Below are 20509 nucleotides of genomic sequence, written 5' to 3'. Positions count from 1 at the left end.
AATGCTCAGTGGGAGGCGGTCGCCGTCGCCGCCTGCTGGCGATGCACGGCCGCGGCGTAGCCGCCCGCGCCCCGCTCGAGGGTGCGGGCGACGCGGCCGATGGTGGTCACGCTGACCTGGGTGAGGTCGTGGATTTCCCGGTACGGCACGCCCTTGAGCAGCAGGGGCACCACGCGCCAACGGTCGGCCATGGCCTCCAGCTCCGCGGGTGTGCACAGGTCTTCCAGAAAGGCGCGCACCTCGCCCGGTTCCGACAACGCCGCCAAGGCCTCGGACAGGGCCTGGAGCGGGCCGTTGTCGGCGACTTCGTCCTGGGGCGAGCGGCGCTTCATGGGGAGAGATCACGCACTAATGTATTAACGTGTTAATACACTAATCGACCGCCCGGTCACTCGTCAACCCGGGGGCTGTCTGGAATGCAGGCCGTTTTCCGTTACTTTCGGCATGGCCGTGCCAGGGGACGACGATGGGCTGGAGTGGGCAAGGACGATGAGTACACTGCCAAGGACGCCGCAGGGCCAGACCGCCGGCACGCGGACAGGCCACCCGGGGGGGATGGGCATGCAGGGACGACGTACCGACACGACAAGCCATCCGCGCTGGAGGGTATGGTTGTTCGCGGCGCTGTTGTGGCCCATGGCCGCCATGGCCTCCACATCGGCCCGCATCGGACCGGACGCGAGCTACGCGGCGTTGGCACCGCACACCACCTACCTGCACGATGCGGGCGGCGCGGCCACCCTCGATGAGGCCCAGCGGCTACTGGATAGCGGCCACTTCGCTCCGCTGCCGAACGGCGATGCGTCCTTCGGCTTCCAGCCCGGGGCATTCTGGTTCCATGTGGCGGTCACCAATACCAACGCGCGCGAACAACGCTGGCTGCTGGTCCAGCAGTATGCGCTGAGCGACCGGATCGACATCTACGCGCGCTACCCGAATGGCCGCACGGTCCACCACATCGGCGGCGACACCTTCCCGTTCGAACAGCGCAGCATCCGCTACCGGCATCCGAACTTCTGGCTGGACCTGCCTACCGGCCAGCCGGTCGACCTGCTGGTCCGGGTGCAGAGCCAGAGCTCAATGCAGGTGCCGCTGTTCCTCTACACGCCTGCCGCCTTCGCCGAGCTCTCACGCGACGGCCAACTCGGCATCGGCATCTACTACGGCATCCTGGTCGCGCTGTTCTTCTACAACCTGGTGCTATGGCTGGTGCTGCGTGATGGCAGCTACTTCTGGTACCTGTTCCACATCACGGCGTTCGGGCTGGTGCTGTTCACCCTCAACGGCCTGGGCTTCGAATACTTCTGGCCGCACTCCACCTGGTTGGCCGACAAATCGGTGCCGCTGTCGGTCTGCCTGGCGCAGATCGGCATGCAACAGTTCGCGCGGACCTTCCTCGGCTTGGGCACGCGATGGCGGCTGGGCGACCGCATCAGCAAGGGCATCATCGCGTTCTTCGTGCTGCTGGGCATCGCCGCTACCCAACTCCCGTACCACGTGGCCACGCCGATCGCGTCGGCGGCGGTATTCCCGAGCATCGCGTGGATCGCGGTGATCGCACTGGTGGTGGTGCGCAGCGGCTACCGCCCGGCCAAGGTGTTCCTGCTCGCCTGGACGATGTTCCTGCTGGGTACGGGCATCTTCGTGGCGTTGGCGTTCGGCTTGCTGCCGAAGACCTTCATGACCGAATACGGCGTGCAGATCGGCTCCGCGCTGGAGATGCTGCTGCTGTCGGTCGCCCTGGGCTACCGTTACGCAGCGCTGCGCAACGAGAACGACCGTATCGTGCGCGACGCGAAGAACCAGTTGGAGGAACAGGTCATCACCCGCACGGCCGAGCTGCGCCAGGCGATGTCCGAACTGGAGAGCGCGCACCACCGGCTACGCGAATCCAGCCGCCTCGACGGCCTGACCGACCTGTACAACCGCACGCACTTCCGCGAGGCCTTCGAGCACCTGCTGTCGCAATCGCGCAATTCGCGTCGACCGATCTCGCTGCTGATGATCGACCTGGACCACTTCAAGCGCATCAACGATACCTACGGCCATCTGGTGGGAGACGATTGCCTGCGCTGCACGTCGAACACACTGGCCGAGACGCTGCGGCCGCATGGTGCCCTGCTCGCACGGTTCGGCGGCGAGGAATTCATCGCCGCCCTGCCCGGCATGGGCCTGGGCGAGGCCAGCGTGGTGGCCGAGGATCTGCGCCAGGCCCTGAGGGCGCAGCCGTGCCGCAGCGGTGCGCTGGAGATCGCGGTATCCGCGAGCATCGGCGTGCACTGCGTGGACCTGGAAGCGCGCAACAGCCTGGAGTCCGCACTGCAGGTCGCGGACCAGGCGCTCTACACCGCAAAGGCGGAAGGGCGCGACTGCGTGCGGACGCTATAGGGCCGGGGATTTCAAGTGTGGGAGCGACGTAAGTCGCGATGGCTTCAAAGCTCGCGACTTACGTCGCTCCCACACCTGGCCTCACCGGAACTCAGCGGTTGCGCACCGCCGAGAGGATCTCGCCCGACTCCACCAACCGCACGGCGGTGGCGACTTCGCCATCGAGTGCGCGATCGCGGTCAAGGAAGGGAATCCGGGCGCGTATCGCCGCATGCGCCGCCGCCACGGCATGGCCCGGATGGAAGGCCTCGCTGTCCGCCAATGCGGCGCGCAGCGCATCCACTTCTCGCAGGAAGCCTTCGCGACCGTCCGCACCGGGCAGTGGGCCGCCCGCGACCTTGGTCGCCAGCCCCTCGGCATCGGTGCGGGCCGCCAGCGCACGCGCGGCGTTGATCATGTCCCGACGCAGGTTGAGCGCCTGCGCGGCGGTATAGAGCTCCAGCGCCAGCACCTTGCCCAGATCCTGCGTCATCGCCAGCACGTGGCGCGCTTCGTTGGCACCCATCGACACATGATCTTCCGCGTTCGCACTGGTCGGCACCGAAAACACGCTGGCCGGATGCGCGCGGCTGGCCAGGTCGTTGACGATGGCGGCTGCGGTGTACTGCACGATCATGTGGCCCGACTCGGTGCCGTCCTCGTTGCCGATCAGGAAGGCCGGCAGGCCGTCATTGGTGGCCGGATCGACCAGTTTGTTGAGGCGGCGCTCAGAGATCGACGCCAACGTGGGAATGGCGGCCTTCACGTAGCTCATCGCCAACGCCAGCGGCATGCCATGGAAATGGCCGGCCGAGATCACCTGCTCCTCGACGTGCGCGGCTTCGCGATCCGGGAACACCAGCGGGTTGTCGGTGACCGCGTTGAGTTCGATCTCCAGCACGCGCTTGGCCTGCTCCACTGCATCGCGCACGGCGCCATGCACCTGCGGGATGCAGCGCAGCGAATAGCTGTCCTGGGGCTGGTGCTTCTTGCCGCCGCGGAACGGCATGAAGCGTCGGTAGAACTTCTCGCGCCCGTGGCGCTGCCCCGTCGGCACCCAGTCCCAGCCGATGTCGAAGCGCAGCGCCTGCGCTTCCGGCGTATCCCAGCTGCCGGGTAGCCAGGTGCGGAAGCGCGGCACCAGGTGGTACGGGATGTCGGCCAGCGTCGAGCCGGCCAGCAGATCGCGCAGCCGCGCAGCGACATGCACCTGCCCGGGATGCGGGCGCAACTCATGCACTTCCTCGGCGAACGCACCCAGGCGGCCGGCGAAGGCGTCGATCGTCATCGCGGCGGCCAGATCCGCGGTATCCAGCAATTGGTCCAGGCGGTACGTGGCCAGCACGCCCATGGCGAGCATCTGCGCGGTGCCGTTATTGAGCGCCAGGCCCTCCTTGTACGACAGCGACACCGGCGCCAACCCGGCTCGCTTGAGGGCGTCGGCGCCCGGCATGCGCTCGTCCTGATAGAACGCTTCGCCGCCGCCGAGCAGCACGATGGCCAGATGCGACAGCGGCGCCAGGTCGCCCGACGCACCCACCGAGCCCAGCGACGGCACCACCGGCACGATGCCGGCGTTGAGCATCGCCGCGAGGGCCTGCAGCGTTTCCACGCGGATCCCGGAGTGTCCCTTCAACAACGTGTTGATGCGGATGCCCAGCATGGCGCGGACGATCTCCGGCGCCATCGGTTCGCCCACGCAGACGGCATGGGTGACGATCAGGTTGTATTGCAGTTCCTCATGCAGCGAGCGCCCGGATTTCGCCGCGCCCGGCAGTTCGTCGCGCAGCGGATGCGCGCCCAGCAGCTTGTCGGCATTGCTGCCGAAGCCGGTGGACACGCCGTAGATCGGTTCCTCCCGGCGGACCTGTTCGGCCAGGAAATCGGCGGCGCGTGCCACCGCTTTCAGTGCCGTCCTGTCGAGTTCGACGGTGGCGCCGAACGCGATCTCGACCAACCTATCGCGCGTCAGCGACGTGCCATCCAGCAGGATCGGTTTCATGTCAGCGCCCCGCCAGTGCGCGGGCCTGTTCCAGCTCGACCTTCAGGCTGCTGGCCAGATCTTCGCGCTTCACTTCGAACTGCTGCTCGCGCACCAGGTCCTTGACGGTCACTGCGCCGCGCGCACGCTCGTCCTCGCCCGCCAGCACCACGAAGCGGATGCCCGCCCGCGAGGCGTACTGGAACTGCTTGGCCAGCTTGCGGCCTTCCATCTGCACTTCGGTGTTGATGCCGGCCGCGCGCAGGCGACGGGCGATGTCCAGCGATTCGGCCAACGGGTCCTCGTCCATCAGGGCAACCATCACCTGTACGCTGCTCTCGTCGCTGCCGGCGATCAGGCCGGCTTCGCGCAGTTGCCAGAACAGGCGGGTGAGCCCGATCGAGATGCCCACGCCGGGCAGCTTCGACCTGGTGTAGTGGCTGGCCAGGTCCTCGTAGCGGCCGCCGGAGCAGATCGAGCCGATGTGCGGATAGCCGTCCAACTGCGTCTCGTACACCGTGCCGGTGTAGTAATCGAGGCCGCGAGCGATGGAGAAGTTGAGACAGTACGCGCTTTCGGGCACGCCCAACGCCTTCACCAGATCCAGTACCTCGCGCAATTCGGCGATGCCCTGGTTGAAGATCTCGCTCCCCTGCCCCAGCGCGTCCAGTTTGGCCAGCGCATCGGCGTGGCTGCTGCTGCGCATGGCGACGAAGTCCAGAATGCGGTCCACGCCCTCGGCCGACATGCCGAAGCCTTCCCCCGTCAGCGTTTCGCGCACGTAGTCGGCGCCGCGCTTGTCGAGCTTGTCGACCTCGCGCAGCACCAGCGCCTGCTGCTCGCCGTCGGTCACGCCCTGTGCTTCGAAAAAGCCGCGCATCAGCTTGCGATTGTTCAACTGGATGGTGAATTCGCCAATGCCCAGGTCGCTGAACACCGCGTGGATCACCGCCAGGATTTCGGCATCGAAGCGTACGCTGAGCGCGTCCTTGCCGATCACGTCGATGTCGCACTGGTAGAACTCGCGGAAGCGACCGCGCTGCTGGCGTTCGCCGCGATAGACGCGCTGGATCTGGTAGCGACGGAACGGGAACGTCAGCGCGTGCTCGTGTTCGGCCACGTAGCGCGCCAGCGGCACGGTCAGGTCGAAACGCAACGCCAGTTCGGGCAGGCCTTCGCCTTCCTTCGCCAGCGCGCCGGTGGACTGGACGAAGTACACCTGCCGCTCGGTTTCGCCGCCGGACTTGGTCAGCAGTGTCTCGGACAGCTCGAACACCGGCGTTTCCACCGGCAGGAAACCGAAGCGCTCGTAATTGCGGCGGATGGTGTCCAGCATGCGCTGGAAGGCAATCTGCTCGCGCGGAAGCAGTTCCATCACTCCAGGCGGCGTACGGGGCTTGATCAAGCGAAACACTCCGGCAAAAGGCAACAGCGCATTCTAAATGGGAAGGCTGCGGGCCGACAGGAAAAGCATCCGCCCTATTGCCGCCCGTGCGACGACTGCATACAATGCGCGGCTCACGGGGTGTAGCTCAGTCTGGTAGAGCGCTACGTTCGGGACGTAGAGGTCGCAGGTTCGAATCCTGTCTCCCCGACCAACACATGAAACCCGGGAAACGAAAGTTTCCCGGGTTTTTTGTTGCCCGCCTGGTAGCCACCCCGGCGCCGTTCACGCGTGCCGGCGTGTCCTCCGCCGACACCCTTCGGCCACGTTCCGTCACGCCGGACAGCGCGCGGCCACATCGCTCAAACAGTGTCGATCATCACAGAAACGTGCCGCCCAGCGTCACTCTTTGTCCGCACATGACGGCATCATGACCACCGGGTGTCCTGCTGAATGCTGCATTCCGGCGCTGCCTGGAGCCCTGCCGCATGTCTTGCGCGAATTTCCCAGAAGAATTGTTCATGTATATTTACGAAAAATAAACATTTTCGCGGCCCAGCTGACCTGCCAGGCGCACGTGTGGAGAATTGGCAGAGTTTTTGCTTTAAACGGTCCTTGAAGGACCGCGCCCCCCGCGCCCGTACACCAGGCCCGCTCTTGAAACTCCGCTTGCTACCGCTCGCCCTCGCCTGCGCCTCGGGTTTTACCCTGCAACTTCCGTCCGCCCTGGCGGCTTCCGTCGACGCCCAGCCCGCGTCGCGCGATGCCCAGCTGGCTGACGCCGCGCGGCTGCGCGACGAACGCCGCTGGCTCGCGGCGTTGTCGATCTACGAGCGCCTGCTCGCGGCGACGCCGGGGGACGACGAGGCTTATCGGCTGCGTACGCTGACGTTGGCCGATCTGGGCAATGCCCAGCGCGCCTGGCAGCTGTACAGCGAGCGACCCGACGCATTCACCGCCGAACAAGCGGCCCGCCTGGAGAACGATCGTCTGGCGCGACTGATCGTATGGGGGGGCCTGTACGCGCAGGAAACCTCGTCGCGGCTCGACGAGATGCGGTATGCCGAACGCGCGATGGCCAAGCATCTCGCCGGCCTGACACCAGGCGAACGCGCCGATGCGACACGCGCGCGCCTGGATACGCTGATCATCCTCAACACACTGGAAAAGCATGAAGAGGTGGTCGCCGCCTATCGCGCCCTCCAGGCCGACGGCGTGCGCGTGCCGCCGTACGCCCTGGCGAAGGTCGGCGATTCGCTGCTGGCGACGCGCCACCCCGAAGAAGCCGCCACGGCGCTCGAAGCTTCCCTGGCGGACATGCCGGGCGAGTTCGACATCCAGTTGCTGCTTGCCTACGCCTACCTCGAATCGGAACAGCACGAGCGCGCCCTGGCGCAGCTCGAAGCCCTGGCCAAGGCCAACGACCCCTGGCCGCGCGCCGCGGGCGCGCGTCGTGGCCACCAGAACTGGCAGCGATTCGAAGCCGACACGAACCATGCGATGGTGACCGCGTACGGCAATCGACTTCGCGAGGCGGAAGCGGCACTCCAGGCGCTCGTCGCGCTGGCGCCCAACAACGCCGGCCTCCAGTCGCGCCTCGGCGCGGTCTTCAGCATGCGCGGGTGGACCGAGCGCGCGCTCGAACGGCAGCGCATGGCGATGACCCTGGATCCGCGCAGCACCGAAGCGCGTATCGGCGCGACCGAGTCGCTGTTGTCGCTCGACCGCGTCGAAGAGGCGCGAGCGCTCCGTGACGGACTGATCCAGCAATACCCCGGCAATACGCACGTGCGCCGGCTAGAACGCTACTGGAATGCGCGCCAAGGCTGGCACGGGCGCGCGTGGGCGGCGACGGGTCGAAGCGATGCCACCGGCAACGGCGGCACCGCGTCGCCGCTCGGCAATCGCGATGGCGAGTACGGTGTAACCGTGGAGAGTCCGTTACTGGGCGACCGCTGGCGCGTCACCGCACAGGCCAGTGACGCGTGGGCGGACTTCCAGGGCGAGCGCGTCCATGGTCGTTACGCCGGCATGGGGCTGCGCTATGTGCACGATCGCCTTTCGCTGGAGGCGCAGGCCCTGCGCCCCGACGATCGCTATCTTGATGATACGGCCATCGGCCTGCAGGCCGGCTGGCGTTTCAGCGACACTTGGTCTGCCAGCGCCGCGGCGTTCCGGGCAGATCCGGAGGCTTCCTTGCAGGCGCGCCGCAGCGGGATCGGTGCGGACGCATGGCAGGCGGCGGTGACGTGGACGCCTTCCGAGCAGGGCCAGTTGGGTCTTCGCTACAAGCATTGGGACTACGACGACGGCAACCGGCGCCAGGAACTAGGGCTTGTCGGCCAGCGCCGATGGATCACCCGGCCGCACCTGCTGATCGACGTGATCGGTGACGCGTATGCCTCGCGCGGCAGCCGGGACGACGCGCCGTACTTCAATCCTTCCAGCGACCACGCCTTCAACGGCGGCTTGCGCCTCGACCACATCGCCTGGCGCCGCTACGAGCGCCACCTGCGGCAACGCCTGGAGGTCACCGCCGGCACGTACTGGCAGGAAGGGTATGGCACCGCCTGGGTGCCGCGGGCGAGCTATCGGCACGAATGGAAGCTGGGCATGGGCCACCTGCTCGACTACGGCGTGTCCTGGTCGCGTCCCGTGTACGACGGACAGCGGGAACAGCGCGTTGCGCTGGATATCGAATACCGGTGGGGAGAATGACCATGACGCGCATCCTGTTCGCACTCGTGCTGCGCGCCTGCCTCGCCCTGGTCGCGGCATCGCCCCTCGCGGCCTTCGCCGGCGGTACGGGCGTGGGCGCCAGTACGCTCCAGGTGGGCGGCAATCGCCTGCTGGTCCTGAGCTACCACGACATCCGCGACGACGTCGCCCGCAAGGGAGACCCGGACGGTTACGCCGTCAGTGCACAGAACTTCGCCGCCCACCTCGACTGGCTGTCGGGTCATGGCTATCACCCGGTCAGCCTGGGCGATGTGATGGCCGCCTCCCGCGGCGAACGCCCACTGCCGGACAAGGCCGTGCTGCTCACCTTCGACGACGGCCTCCGCAGCGTGTACACGCATGCGTTTCCGCTGTTGCGCGCATACGGCTACCCGGCACTGGTGGCGGTAGTGACCGACTGGGTCGAACTGCCCAAGGACCGCCAGGTCGACTACGGCCCGCGCATGTTCACACGCGACGATTTCCTGACCTGGTCGCAACTGCGCGAAATGCAGGCCACCGGCCTGGTCGAAGTCGCCTCCCACAGCCACGACCTTCACCACGGCGTGCAGTCGAACCCGCAGGGCAACATGACGCCGGCGGCCATCACCCGCCGCTACGACGCAGGCACGCACCGCTACGAGAGCGAAGCCGACTACCGCGCACGCATCCGGGCCGACCTGCAGACCAGCGCCGACCTGCTCCAGCGTGAGCTTGGCGTGCGGCCGCGCGCGATCGTCTGGCCGTATGCCGCCTACAACAGCATCAGCAACGGGATCGCCGAAACGCTTGGCATGACGGTCTCGTTCGATCTGGAAGGCCGTGAGCAGCTGCTGGGCAGCGATCTGCACGGACTGGCGCGCCTGCTGCTGAGCGACAACCCGAGCGTCAACGACCTCGCTTACGAGCTGCGACGCGACGAGAACGTGGCCGGCGTGCGCGCCATGCAGGTCGACCTGGACTACGTCTACGACGCGGACCCGGCGCAGCTGAATCGCAATCTCGACGTGCTGCTGGAGCGCGTCAAGCGGATCGGCCCCACCCATGTGTTCCTGCAGGCCTTCGCCGACCCCGACGGCAACGGCTCCGCGGATGCGCTGTACTTCCCGAACCGCCACCTACCGGTGCGCGCCGACCTGTTCAACCGCGTGGCATGGCAGCTGCGCACGCGCGCAGGCGTCAAGGTGCTGGCGTGGCTGCCGGTGCTGGGTTTCGAGCCAGCCGATCCGGCGCAGCGACGGGCTCTCGCCCTGCCCGAGCGCACGGGCGACGTCTTCCGCCTCGATCCGAGCAATCCGCGCGCCCGCGCGATGATCAGCGACATCTACGAGGACCTCGCGATCGCGAGCTACTTCGAGGGCTTGCTGTTCCACGATGACGCCTATCTGCGCGACGACGAAGTGCCTGCGGTCGGCGATGCCGACGCGCGCGCGCAGCTGCTGGTGGACTTCACCCTCGAGCTGAAGCGCTCCGCCGAGCGCTGGCGCCCCAAGCTGCTCACCGTACGCAACCTTTATGCGCGCACGGTGCTGGAACCGGAGAGCCAGCAATGGTTCGGTCAGCGCCTGGACACGTTCCTCACCGCCTATGACTACACCGCCCTGATGGCCATGCCGTGGATGGAAGGCGAACATCGCCGTCCCGCCGCCTGGATGCGCGAACTGGCCGACGCCGTGCGCACGCACGATCCCTCGTTCAACAAGACCCTGTTCGAACTGCAGACGCGCGATTGGCGGACCAACACGCCGATTCAGGGCGAGAAGCTGCAGGCCCTGGTCCGCCAGTTGCAGGCGGACGGCGTGCGCCACCTCGGCTGGTACCCGGACGACTTCATCGGCGACCACCCGCGCCTGCCCGACGTGCGCGGCAGCCTGTCGGCGCGCAGCTTCCCGTACGAGGAACGATGATGGGCACGTACCTCGAGACGCTGTTCCAGTTCGCGTTCCTGTATCCGATCGTGATGTCCTTCTTCTGGATGTCCGGTGGGCTCTATTACTACTTCCGCCGCGAACGGCACGCGCGTCCGCGCAACGATCCGCCGCCGATGGCGGTGATGCCGTTCGCCACGCTGCTGATTCCCTGCCACAACGAGGGCGACAACGTCGAGGACACGATCGGCGGCGCGCTCGCGCAGCAGTATCCGGACTTCGAGGTGATCGCCATCAACGACGGCAGCCGCGACGACACCGGCGACCGGCTGAACGCCCTGGCGGCAAAGCACCCGCGCCTGCGCGTGATCCACCTGGACCGCAACCTCGGCAAGGCGAATGCGCTGCGCATGGGGGCCCTGGCCGCGCGCAGCGAATACCTCGTCTGCATCGACGGCGACGCGCTGCTGGACGAATACGCCACCCATTGGATGATCTGGCACCTGACATCCGGCCCCCGCGTGGGCGCAGTGACCGGCAATCCACGCATCCGCAACCGCTCCACGCTGCTCGGCCGCCTGCAGGTCGGCGAGTTTTCGTCGATCATCGGCATGATCAAGCGCGCGCAACGCGTCTACGGCCGGATCTTCACCGTGTCGGGCGTGATCAGCGGCTTCCGCCGCACTGCCCTGCACCGCATCGGCTATTGGGCCGACGACATGGTGACCGAGGACATCGACATCAGCTGGCGCTTGCAGCTCGACCATTGGGATATCCGCTACGAGCCCAATGCGCTGTGCTTTATCCTGATGCCGGAGACCCTCAAGGGCTTGTGGCGCCAACGCCTGCGCTGGGCGCAAGGCGGCGTCGAAGTCCTGATCCGCCACAGCGTAGACATGTTCACCTGGCGCAAGCGCCGGATGTGGGCGGTGCTGGTCGAATACCTGCTCAGCGTGGTCTGGGCCTACACGATGCTGCTCATCATCGTGCTCTGGGCGCTGGGCAAGTTCGTGCCGATGCCGCCCGGCCTCTACGTGCAAACCCTGCTGCCATCCTGGCACGGCGTGATTCTGGCCCTGATCTGCATGCTGCAGTTCGCCAGCAGCATCGTCATCGACCGCCGCTACGAAACGGCCGTCGGCCGCAACTATTTCTGGATGATCTGGTACCCGATGGCGTACTGGATGCTGAGCTTGTTCACCACCGTCGTGGCGGTGCCGAAGACGCTGATGCGTCGCCGGCGCGGACGCGCCACATGGGTCAGCCCTGACCGGGGGATACGATGAAATTCGATTCGCGCTTGATCCGCAAACCCATGAAGCAGCCGCGCCTGCAACGCGCGGCATGGGGTTTCGTCACCCTGGGCTTCTGGATGATGTATGTCTACCTGTGGACGCCGCTGGTCACCCTGGTGCTCTGGCTGCTGGGCGTCCGCACGGCGTTCTTCGAACTCTATGTGCGCGAGCACACGATCGAGCCGTTCCTGCTGTTCACCCTGCCTGTGCTCGCGGTGGCATGCGCGCTGCTGCTGATCGCGTGGGCCGAGTACAACCGGTTCCGGTTCGGGCGTGCGGATCGGCGCAGCCAACCGCGCAGCGCGACCTTGCCCGAAGTCGCCAACGCCCTCGGCGCTCCGCCCGCGGTCGCGCGCGCCCTCGTGCATGGCAAGGTGACCCTGCTGCACATGGGCGATGACGCCCGCCCGCAAGGTTTTACGGCGCTGTCCGAGCCCGCCTGACGCCTACGATCAGCGCAGGTCCGGGTGTCTGACCTGGCCCTCGCCGCGGACGACGAAACGCTCCACCGTCAGCGCCTCCAGCCCCATCGGACCGTAAGAATGCAGGCGGGTCGTGGAGATGCCGATCTCGGCACCCAGGCCCAGCTCGCCGCCGTCCGAGAAACGGGAAGACGCATTCACCATGACCACGGCGGAACGCAGGGCGTGGATGAAGGCTTCCGCGTGCGCCGGGGTGCGGGTCACGATCACCTCGGTGTGGTCGGACGTGTGCTTGCGCACATGGGCAATCGCGGCGTCCAGGTCGTCGACGACGCCGATAGCGAGCACCAGGTCGAGAAACTCGGCAGCGAAGTCGTCTTCGGTCGCTGCGGCGGCATCGGGCACCCATGCCCTGCCGGCTTCGTCGATGCGCACTTCCACGCCACGCGCGCGCAAGGCTTCCACCGCACGCGGCAGGAACGTCGGTGCGATGTCGCGATGGACCAGTAGCGTTTCCAGCGCGTTGCAGGCGGACGGACGCGACACCTTGCCGTCCAACAGCAGGCCCAGCGCGACATCCTCGTCCGCATCGGCGTCGACGTACTGGTGGCACACGCCCTTGTAGTGCTTGATGACCGGCACGCGCGCATGCTCGGCGACGAAGCGGATCAGGCCCTCGCCACCACGCGGGATCACCAGGTCGATGATGTCGCTGAGCTGGATCAGTTCGAGGATGGTCTCGCGGCGCAGGTCTTCCACCAGGGTCAGCACGGCCTCGGGCAATCCGGCCTGGCGCAGGGCGCGACGCAATGCACCCGCGATGGCGGTATTGGAATGGATGGCCTCGCCCCCCCCGCGCAGGATCGCCGCGTTGCCCGCCTTCAGGCACAGCGCGGCGGCGTCCGCCGTCACGTTGGGCCGCGCCTCGTAGATCATCGCGATCACGCCCAGCGGCACGCGCACGCGCTCCACGTGGATGCCATTGGGCCGGTCGTAGGCACGGGTAACCTGCCCGACCGGATCCGGGAGTTCGGCGACCTCGCGCACGGCGGCCGCAATGCCCTGCAGCCGCCTGGCGTCCAGGCGCAGGCGATCGAGCATGGCCCTGCCGATGCCCTTTTCCTCCGCCGCCGCGATGTCGCGTGCGTTGGCCGCCAGGATGCCGGCCTCGTCGGCGAGCAACGCATCTGCCATGGCACGCAACAGCGTGTTCTTCGCGTCGGTCGCCAGTGTGGCGATGGCGTTCGCAGCGTCGCGGCACTGCAGGGCTTGCTGGGTGATCGCGCCAGTCATGCGGACTCCGGGGAGGCGTCAGAGAAGGACCAGATCGTCGCGATGCACGACGTTCTCGCCGTAGGTATAGCCGAGGATGCTTTCGATGTCGCGCGAGTGGCGCCGCGCGATGCGGCGGATGTCCACTGCCGAGTACTGGCTCACGCCACGCGCCACGGGGCGGTCGCCCTCACTGTCGCGCAGCACCACCTCGACCATGTCGCCACGGCGGAAATCGCCTTCGGCCGTGGTCACGCCACCCGGCAGCAAGGACGCGCCCTTCCCGGCCATCGCGTCGGCGGCGCCAGTGTCGACGATGATCGCGCCCGCCTCGACCGGCACGTTGCGCAACCAGTACTTGCGTGCGGCAAGGCGGTTCTGCGCTGGCCGGAATCGAGTGCCGACCAGGCCACCCCGCGCGAGCGCCGACACCGTGCTCGCCTGGGTACCGTTGAACAACAGGGTCTCGATGCCCGCTGCGGCCGCCTTGGCCGCCGCCTCCAGCTTGGTGTGCATGCCACCCGTGCCGACGCCGCTGCCCGCACCGCCGGCCATCGCGTAGAACGCGGGGGTCAGCGCTTCGACGTCCTGGATCGGCTGCGCATCGGCGTACGTGCGCGGGTTGGCGGTATAGAAGCCGTCGATGTCGGTAGCGATGAACAACGCATCGGCATCGATGAGCGCGGCAACAACGGCCGCCAGGTTGTCGTTGTCGCCCAGCTTGAGCTCGTCGACCGATACGGTGTCGTTCTCGTTCACCACCGGCATCGCGCCGAGCGACAACAGTTCCTGCAAGGTTGCACGCGCATTGAGGTAACGCCGGCGGTTGCGCAGGTCGTCATGGGTCAACAGCACCTGCGCGACCGGCCGATCGAAGAAGCGCTGCCACAGCGCGATCAACTGGGCCTGGCCCAACGCCGCCAGTGCCTGGCGTTCGGCCATCGCCGTGCCTGCCTGCGGCTTCCTATGCAACAAGCCGCGCCCGGCAGCCACCGCGCCGGACGAGACGATCACCACTTCCTTGCCTGCCGCGATGCTGGAAGAGACGAACTGCGCCAGATTCAGTGCATGGCGCGGCGTCAGTCCCTCGTCGCCGCCGGCCAGCAGGCTGCTGCCGACTTTCAACACGGCGCGGCGCCACACCGGCAGCGGTTGTTCTTCGAACGCGAGCGGCGCGGCGTGGGTCATGGGATCAACTCAGCGGGTGTTCCATTCGTAGACAGTAAGGTCGGACGTGCCCCGGGTCGCGAGCGGATCGCGCGCGGCGATTGCACGGGCCTGCTCCAGCGAGTCGACGTTGACGAGCACGTACGCGCCGCCGGTCTTGTCGCTGAAACCCCCGGTCATCTCCAGGTGTCCGCTGGCACGCAGTTCGTCGAGGAAAGCCAGGTGTGGGGCGACCACGCCCTCGTCGAACGTGGGCCGGCGCATCGCCATGACGAGGTAGCGCTTCATAGGGCGTCCCAACGCGCGGCCAGCACCTCCAGACGCAGGTCGGCGCCCGCGCCCGGCGATACCCGCGCCGCCAGGCTGCCCTCGGGAGTGCGGCCCTGGCCCGCGCTGTCTGCGGATGCCGCAGCGGCCTTGTAGGCTTCGCGGAACGGCACGCCGGCCACGGCCGCTTCCACGGCCACGTCCGTGGCGTACATGCCCGAATCGATCGCCGCACGCAGGCGGTCTTCGCGCCACTCCAGGTTCGCGAGCAGCGCGGGCAGCAGTTCGAGCGCCGGCAGGCCGCGGCCGAAACCATGAAAGATCGCGCCCTTGCTGGCCTGCAAATCGCGGTGGTAGCCGGACGGCAGCGACAGCAGCTGTTCGATCTCCATCCGCGCCGCCGCGACGCTGGCGTGGGTGGCGCGCATCAACTCGATGACGTCGGGGTTGCGCTTGTTCGGCATGATGGAACTGCCCGTGGTGTACTGCGCGGGCAACGCGACGAAGCCGAATTCGGCGCTGGTGAACAGCGACAGATCCCAGGCGATGCGACGCAGGTCCAGGGTCGCGCCACCGAGCGCTTCGAGTGCGGCCAGCTCGAATTTGCCGCGCGAGAGTTGCGCATAGATCGGGCTGACCTGCATGCGCGCGAAACCGAGTGCGGCGGTCGTGTGTTCGCGGTCCAGCTTGAGGTTGACGCCGTATCCGGCGGCCGTGCCCAGCGGATTGGCGTCCACCAGCTTCAGCGTGTCGCGGGCGCGCACCGTGTTGTCGATGAAGGCTTCCGCCCAGCCTGCCCACCACATGCCGGCGGACGACACCACGGCGCGCTGGATGTGCGTATAGCCGGGGATCGGCAGGTCGCGCTCGGCATGCGCGCGATCCAGCGCGATCTTGGCCACTTCGCGCGAGAGCACGGCCACGCGCGCGAGCTTTTCCTTCAGCCACAACCGGGTGGCGACCAGGATCTGGTCGTTGCGGCTGCGCCCGGTGTGGATCTTGCGCCCGGCATCGCCGAGGCGCTCGGTCAGGCGCGCCTCGATGGCCGAGTGTCCGTCTTCGAAGCGTTCGTCCAGCACGAAATCGCCGCGACGGAAGTCGTCCGCCAGCACTGCCAGTTCGCGCTTCAGGCCGGCGAGCTCGTCGCCCGAGAGGATGCCGATGCGCTGCAGGCCTTCCGCGTGCGCGGTGCTGGCCTGGATGTCGTGCAGGAAGAACTCGCGGTCCAACACCACGTCGTCGCCGGCCAGGAAACGCTGGATTTCCGCATCCACCGCCACGCCGGGCTTCTGCCACAACAGGTCGCTCATGCCGTCGTCTCCTGCGGAATGCTGTCCAATTCGTCGAATCCGAAGGCCAGGTTGAGGTTCTGCATCGCCTGCGTCGCCGCACCCTTGAGCAGGTTGTCGAGCGTCGCGACCACGACCAGGCGCTTGCCGCCGGGGGCCAGGGTGAAGCCACCGATCTCGACGCCGTGCCGGCCGGCGATGCGGCTGACCCAGGGGGCTTCGTCCAGCACGCGGATCAGCGGTTCGTTTGCGTAGCGCTCGCGATAGAGCGCGCGGATGTCGTCGACTTTGGCGGCCTGCTGCAACCAGAGATTGATCGTCATCGTGATGCCGCGGAAGTGCGGGGCCACATGCGGCATGAACTCCACCGGCACGCCCAAGTGACGGCTGACCTCGCGCTCGTGCATGTGGTCGGTGAGCGCATACGGCATCAGGTTGTCGCGCAGCAGCTCGGTATTGTTCTTGTCCGAGGGCGTGGTGCCCGCACCGGAATAGCCGGAGACGCCGAAGCACTGCGGCGGGCCCGCCAGACGACCGAGGAGCGGCGCGATCGCGAGCTGCATCGCGGTGGCGTAGCAGCCCGGGTTGCTGATCCGCGCCTGGCCGGCATAGTCCTGTCGGCTCAATTCCGGCAAACCGTAGTACCAGTGCGGGTCGAAACGGTAGTCCGCTGACAGGTCCACGATGACCGTGTCAGGCGCGCGCGCATCAATCGCTGCCACCAACTCGGCCGCCTTACCGTTAGGCAAAGCCAGAATCACCGCGTCTGCGCCCTTCGCGCCGACCTGCTCATGACTCAGGTTCTCGTAGCGCAGCTCGCCCGAAAATTCTTCGATGTGGTCGCTGACCTTCTGCCCGTCCAGCTCGCGGGAGGACACGAACGCAAGCGTGAGGCGCGGATGGCGGGCGATCAGGCGGATCAGCTCCGCGCCGGTATGGCCGCGGGCGCCGACGATGCCGACGGTCTTCGGGGTACTCATGGGGTGTCCTGTTCGTGCCGGGCGAGTTCCGCCAGCAGGTTGCGTTTCACCGCCGGCCATTCGCCATCGATGATCGAGAAGACGACGGTGTCGCGCGGCGAGCCGTCGGCATGGCGCTTGTGGTTGCGCAGCACGCCGTCCTGCTTCGCCCCGAGCCGCGCGATCGCCGCGCGCGAGCGATGGTTGAACCAGCTGGTCTCGAACACCACGCTGATGCAGCCCAGCGTCTCGAACGCATGCGTGAGCAGCAACAGCTTGGTCTCGGTATTGATGCCGGTGCGCTGCACATCCGGCGCGTACCAGGTATAACCGATGCTGAGCTTGGGTACGTCGGCTTCCAGTCCGTAGAAGCGTGTGCTGCCGACCACGCGATCGTCTGCATCCCGCACCACGAACGGCAGCACGCGACCGTCGGCCTGCGCCGCCAGCACTGCATCGACATAGCCGTCCACGTCCGCTGCCTTCGGCACTTGCGCGAACCACAGTGCCGCAAGTTCATCGCCCGCCAAGGCGGCGCGCAGGCCCTCGATATGGTCGGACGACATCGGCTCGAGGCGTGCATGGCGCCCCACCAGGGTCGGGACGTGCTGCCAAGCAGTAGGGAGTGTGGCGGCCATCTCAGTCCTTCAGCGTGGGCAGGCGAGTGCGGCAATGCACGACGCAGCGCTCGATATCGGCGAAATCCTCGATGCCGTACCAGAACACCTTCCACTTCTCCTGCTTGTAGCAGCCGTCGGACTCGGCGTAGTAGAAGATATTGACCTGGTTGTTGTGGCGCGAGCGCCAGAACAGCTGCGGATTCTCTTCGCGCATCACATGCCACACGGCGCGGCCAAGGCCCTCGCCCTGTGCGTCGTCGAGCACGGCGAACTTGTCCAGGTAAGCGAACCCTTCCTCTTGCGTGAGGATCAGCGCGGTGCGGTAGTTCTCGCTGATGTAGACGCGATAAGGCGTGGTGCGCTCGAAGTAGTCCGGCAACAGCGTGCGTCCGAAACTGGATTCGATCAGCGTCCGCAGGCGCGGCAGGTCCACGCCTTCCCAACCGCCCTCGAAGCGCAATACGCGCTCACCACGGCGCACCAGCGTGCCGGAACCGCGATGGGTGAACAGCTCCTTGGCCAGTTCCGCCGGCTTGGTGATGGACACCGAGGAGGTCAGCGGCAACCGGTCCAGCAGATCCTTGATCTGCTCGATCTTCACCCGCATGCCGCCGTTGATCCATGGCTGCGCCATCAGCTCGTCGTACTCGGTCGACAGGTTGATGGAGTCGATCACCCGCCCTTCCGCGTCCAGCAGACCGCCGGTGCCGGTCAGGAAGATGATCTTGTACGGTTGCAGGACCTGCACCAGCTCGTTGGCGGCGAAGTCGGCATTAATGTTGAGGATCTGCCCGCCGACGGTTTCGCCCATGCTGGCGATCACCGGGATGGAGCCGGCCTTCAGACTCGCTTCGATCGGCGCCTGGTTGATCCGGGTGACGTCGCCGACCAGGCCGTAGGTGGCCTGATCCTTGTACTCCGCCTCGAATACACCCGACACGATCGACGTCGCGCGCGCACCCACCTGCTGCAGCGCCTCGACCAAGGCGAGGTTCTGCTGCAGGAACACCTTGCGCACGATGGCCAGCACTTCGGGCGTCGTCACGCGCAGCCCGTTGACGGTCTGCTTGGTAATGCCCGCCGCCGTCATCTCTTCGTCCAGCTGCGGCCCGGCGCCATGCACGACGATCGGCGTCAGGCCGACTTCCTGCAGGAACGTCAGCGAAGAGGTCAGCGCATCGAGATCGTCGCGCAGCACCGCACCGCCGACCTTGACCACGGCGAAGCGCTTGGCGTCCAGCTGCGAGAAACGCTTGACGTACTGCGAGATCTCCTTTGCGCTGGCCATGCTGGACAGCAACCGGATGATGGTCTGGCGGGTTTGCTTGTTGGATTCCATCGTGTCGTTTCGGTGCGTGTTCGGGGTGCGTGGATCAAGCGAGGATGCGGGCGACGCTGTCGGCGTACTGCTGGAGTTGCGCCAGGGCGACCCACTCATCGGCGGTGTGCGCCTGCGCGATATCGCCCGGGCCATAGACGAAGGCGGTCAGCCCAGCAGCGGAGAACAACGAGGCCTCCGTCCAGAAGTCGACGGCATTGCCGATCGGCAGGCCGAGCTCGTCGGCCAGGTCGCGTGCGGCCAGCCGGCGCTCTTCGGCGCGGGCGACGTCGCCGGACGGCAACGAGGGGCCGCGGAAGGTCTCTTCGTACTCGGCCAGCGCATCGGCACTGGCGAAGCCGCGGAACGTGGCGTGCAGTTCGGCAGGATCCTGCGAGGGCAGCGGACGGAAGCCGAAGCGCACTTCGGCACTCGGCGCGATCATGTTCGCCTTGATGCCGCCTTCCACCCGGCCGATGTTGAAGCGCAGGCCGGTCAACCCGCCGAAACGCAGGTGGTGCTGGGTCTGCACGAAATCCAGCGCCGACGTGCCCCAGCGCATCGCGTTGTGCAGTGCGCTGAGCGTGAGGGCGTTCTCGGCGGACGCGTGCCCGGCCTGGCCCTTGAACGCCATGCGGACGGCGCTGATGCCACGATGCGCGAGCACCGCCTGGCACTGCGTCGGCTCGGCGATGATGGCTTCGCTGAAGCCATGGTCGCGCGCGAGGAAGGCGGCAATGCAGCGCGCGTCGTTCGCTTCCTCGTCCGTCGTGAACAGGAAAGCCGCATCGCCCTGGGTAACCTGCGCCGCCGCCACCAGCGCCGCCGCCGCACCCTTGATGTCGCACGCACCCAGGCCGATGGCGCGGTCGCCCTCGATGCGCAGGGTGTGCGGATCGGCGCTCCACGCGGGCGAAGACGGCACTGTATCCAGGTGCACGTTGAACACGCGCTTGGGCTGCCCGCGCACGGCGAACAGGGTCACCGCGCCGGCGCCGTGGTCGATAACCTCCACCTGGAAGTCCGGCAATTGGGCGCGCAGATAGTCGAAGATGCCGCCGGTGCCGATGTCGCGCGGCGGATTGCGGGTGTCGAACGACACCAGCGCTTCGAGGTGCTTGAGCGTGGTCGCGAGCAAGGTCATGCGGTTTTTGTCTCGGCGTAGATGTCCGGCTTGGACACTTCCATCAGCGTCTGCGGCTTGGCCGGCGCGGCGAAGCCGTACTGCGCGTACAACCCGTGCGCATCGGACGTGGCCAGCATGAAACGGCGCAACCCCTGCAGCTGCGGGTGCGTCATCACCTCGGCGACCAGGGTCTTGCTGTAGCCGCGGCCGCGATGCTCTGGCAACACGAACACGTCGGCCAGGTAGGCGAACGTCGCATAGTCGGACACGACCCGCGCGAACGCGACCTGTCCCACGCCTTCGACGTAACCGCCGAAGCACAGCGAGCCCGCGACCGCACGCGCCACCGTCTCCTCCGGAATGCCCTGGCTCCAGTACGCCTGGGTCGAGAGGAAACGATGGATCAACGGCAGGTCCAGTTCCGCCTTGTCCGTGCTGATGCGCAGGGCACTCATC

At 67.0% G+C, this 20509-nt stretch carries 17 protein-coding genes and 1 tRNA gene; 6 read left to right on the top strand and 12 right to left on the bottom strand.

Annotation, left to right across the window (positions count from 1 at the left end; translation table 11 throughout):
• Positions 1-5: 5 nt before the first annotated feature.
• Positions 6-332 carry a YerC/YecD family TrpR-related protein gene (locus AC23D6_RS08100; RefSeq protein ID WP_487752246.1) on the bottom strand — a complete coding sequence of 109 codons (327 nt, stop codon included), beginning with the start codon at positions 330-332 and terminating at the stop codon, positions 6-8.
• Positions 333-489: 157 nt separating this feature from the next.
• Between AC23D6_RS08100 and AC23D6_RS08095 the strand changes: the two genes are divergently transcribed.
• The gene (locus AC23D6_RS08095) at positions 490-2388 is read left to right on the top strand and encodes a sensor domain-containing diguanylate cyclase (protein ID WP_487752245.1); all 1899 of its coding nucleotides are present in this window, start codon (positions 490-492) and stop codon (positions 2386-2388) included.
• 91 nt (positions 2389-2479) lie between these two features.
• On the opposite strand, the gene AC23D6_RS08090 is transcribed toward AC23D6_RS08095, so the two are convergent.
• Complete coding sequence (locus AC23D6_RS08090; RefSeq protein WP_487752244.1) at positions 2480-4369, bottom strand: HAL/PAL/TAL family ammonia-lyase; 1890 nt, start codon at positions 4367-4369, stop codon at positions 2480-2482.
• 1 nt (position 4370) lies between these two features.
• Positions 4371-5753: a histidine--tRNA ligase gene (hisS, locus tag AC23D6_RS08085; RefSeq protein ID WP_487752243.1), complete on the bottom strand. Its 1383-nt coding sequence runs from the start codon at positions 5751-5753 to the stop codon at positions 4371-4373.
• Positions 5754-5869: 116 nt separating this feature from the next.
• Here hisS and AC23D6_RS08080 point away from each other — a divergent pair.
• From AC23D6_RS08080 to pgaD, 5 genes are all read left to right on the top strand, one after another.
• Positions 5870-5946: transfer RNA gene (locus AC23D6_RS08080), tRNA-Pro, on the top strand.
• 455 nt (positions 5947-6401) lie between these two features.
• Positions 6402-8450 carry a poly-beta-1,6 N-acetyl-D-glucosamine export porin PgaA gene (pgaA, locus tag AC23D6_RS08075; protein ID WP_487752242.1) on the top strand — a complete coding sequence of 683 codons (2049 nt, stop codon included), beginning with the start codon at positions 6402-6404 and terminating at the stop codon, positions 8448-8450.
• A 2-nt stretch (positions 8451-8452) separates the two neighbouring features.
• Positions 8453-10357 (top strand): poly-beta-1,6-N-acetyl-D-glucosamine N-deacetylase PgaB, encoded by a 1905-nt coding sequence (pgaB, locus tag AC23D6_RS08070; RefSeq protein WP_487752241.1) that lies wholly within the window; start codon positions 8453-8455, stop codon positions 10355-10357.
• Positions 10354-11604, top strand: coding sequence for a poly-beta-1,6-N-acetyl-D-glucosamine synthase (gene pgaC, locus AC23D6_RS08065; RefSeq protein WP_487752240.1), 1251 nt, complete (start codon positions 10354-10356; stop codon positions 11602-11604). Before pgaB ends, pgaC begins: the two co-directional genes overlap by 4 nt.
• Complete coding sequence (gene pgaD / locus AC23D6_RS08060; protein ID WP_487752239.1) at positions 11601-12056, top strand: poly-beta-1,6-N-acetyl-D-glucosamine biosynthesis protein PgaD; 456 nt, start codon at positions 11601-11603, stop codon at positions 12054-12056. Before pgaC ends, pgaD begins: the two co-directional genes overlap by 4 nt.
• 9 nt (positions 12057-12065) lie before the next feature.
• Here pgaD and AC23D6_RS08055 read toward each other — a convergent pair whose 3' ends face one another.
• From AC23D6_RS08055 to AC23D6_RS08015, 9 genes are read right to left on the bottom strand one after another with little or no spacing between them, the layout of a single operon-like run.
• Positions 12066-13328: a glutamate-5-semialdehyde dehydrogenase gene (locus tag AC23D6_RS08055; protein WP_487752238.1), complete on the bottom strand. Its 1263-nt coding sequence runs from the start codon at positions 13326-13328 to the stop codon at positions 12066-12068.
• Between the two features lie 18 nt (positions 13329-13346).
• Positions 13347-14495, bottom strand: a complete 1149-nt coding sequence (gene proB, locus AC23D6_RS08050; protein WP_487752237.1) for a glutamate 5-kinase — start codon at positions 14493-14495, stop codon at positions 13347-13349.
• 9 nt (positions 14496-14504) lie between these two features.
• Complete coding sequence (locus AC23D6_RS08045) at positions 14505-14762, bottom strand: YciI family protein (protein WP_487752236.1); 258 nt, start codon at positions 14760-14762, stop codon at positions 14505-14507.
• Positions 14759-16051, bottom strand: a complete 1293-nt coding sequence (argH, locus tag AC23D6_RS08040; RefSeq protein ID WP_487752235.1) for an argininosuccinate lyase — start codon at positions 16049-16051, stop codon at positions 14759-14761. Before argH ends, AC23D6_RS08045 begins: the two co-directional genes overlap by 4 nt.
• A complete protein-coding gene (argC, locus tag AC23D6_RS08035; protein WP_487752234.1) occupies positions 16048-17010 on the bottom strand; it encodes an N-acetyl-gamma-glutamyl-phosphate reductase in 963 nt (320 codons plus the stop codon). Before argC ends, argH begins: the two co-directional genes overlap by 4 nt.
• Positions 17007-17627 (bottom strand): GNAT family N-acetyltransferase, encoded by a 621-nt coding sequence (locus AC23D6_RS08030; protein WP_487752233.1) that lies wholly within the window; start codon positions 17625-17627, stop codon positions 17007-17009. Before AC23D6_RS08030 ends, argC begins: the two co-directional genes overlap by 4 nt.
• Position 17628: 1 nt before the next feature.
• Positions 17629-18948: an acetylglutamate kinase gene (locus AC23D6_RS08025; RefSeq protein ID WP_487752232.1), complete on the bottom strand. Its 1320-nt coding sequence runs from the start codon at positions 18946-18948 to the stop codon at positions 17629-17631.
• A gap of 34 nt (positions 18949-18982) precedes the next feature.
• On the bottom strand, positions 18983-20071 hold the full coding sequence (locus AC23D6_RS08020; RefSeq protein WP_487752231.1) for an acetylornithine deacetylase: 1089 nt from the start codon (positions 20069-20071) through the stop codon (positions 18983-18985).
• Positions 20068-20508 (bottom strand): GNAT family N-acetyltransferase, encoded by a 441-nt coding sequence (locus AC23D6_RS08015; RefSeq protein ID WP_487752230.1) that lies wholly within the window; start codon positions 20506-20508, stop codon positions 20068-20070. Before AC23D6_RS08015 ends, AC23D6_RS08020 begins: the two co-directional genes overlap by 4 nt.
• Between the last annotated feature and the right edge of the window lies 1 nt (position 20509).

The organism is Pseudoxanthomonas sp. G3 (genome assembly GCF_057654715.1).
The sequence above is the reverse complement of the archived record's forward strand: the minus strand, read 5'-3'. Positions and strand labels throughout refer to the sequence as shown.

Bases quoted from the DNA above. Each gene is read 5' to 3' on its own strand.
- AC23D6_RS08095 (WP_487752245.1), top strand. From the start codon at position 490: ATGAGTACACTGCCAAGGACGCCGCAGGGCCAGACCGCCGGCACGCGG.
- AC23D6_RS08030 (WP_487752233.1), bottom strand. From the start codon at position 17,627: ATGGCCGCCACACTCCCTACTGCTTGGCAGCACGTCCCGACCCTGGTG.
- AC23D6_RS08020 (WP_487752231.1), bottom strand. From the start codon at position 20,071: ATGACCTTGCTCGCGACCACGCTCAAGCACCTCGAAGCGCTGGTGTCG.
- argC (WP_487752234.1), bottom strand. From the start codon at position 17,010: ATGAGTACCCCGAAGACCGTCGGCATCGTCGGCGCCCGCGGCCATACC.
- AC23D6_RS08045 (WP_487752236.1), bottom strand. From the start codon at position 14,762: ATGAAGCGCTACCTCGTCATGGCGATGCGCCGGCCCACGTTCGACGAG.
- AC23D6_RS08055 (WP_487752238.1), bottom strand. From the start codon at position 13,328: ATGACTGGCGCGATCACCCAGCAAGCCCTGCAGTGCCGCGACGCTGCG.
- AC23D6_RS08100 (WP_487752246.1), bottom strand. From the start codon at position 332: ATGAAGCGCCGCTCGCCCCAGGACGAAGTCGCCGACAACGGCCCGCTC.
- proB (WP_487752237.1), bottom strand. From the start codon at position 14,495: ATGACCCACGCCGCGCCGCTCGCGTTCGAAGAACAACCGCTGCCGGTG.
- pgaB (WP_487752241.1), top strand. From the start codon at position 8,453: ATGACGCGCATCCTGTTCGCACTCGTGCTGCGCGCCTGCCTCGCCCTG.
- AC23D6_RS08090 (WP_487752244.1), bottom strand. From the start codon at position 4,369: ATGAAACCGATCCTGCTGGATGGCACGTCGCTGACGCGCGATAGGTTG.
- pgaC (WP_487752240.1), top strand. From the start codon at position 10,354: ATGATGGGCACGTACCTCGAGACGCTGTTCCAGTTCGCGTTCCTGTAT.
- AC23D6_RS08025 (WP_487752232.1), bottom strand. From the start codon at position 18,948: ATGGAATCCAACAAGCAAACCCGCCAGACCATCATCCGGTTGCTGTCC.
- pgaD (WP_487752239.1), top strand. From the start codon at position 11,601: ATGAAATTCGATTCGCGCTTGATCCGCAAACCCATGAAGCAGCCGCGC.
- AC23D6_RS08015 (WP_487752230.1), bottom strand. From the start codon at position 20,508: ATGAGTGCCCTGCGCATCAGCACGGACAAGGCGGAACTGGACCTGCCG.
- argH (WP_487752235.1), bottom strand. From the start codon at position 16,051: ATGAGCGACCTGTTGTGGCAGAAGCCCGGCGTGGCGGTGGATGCGGAA.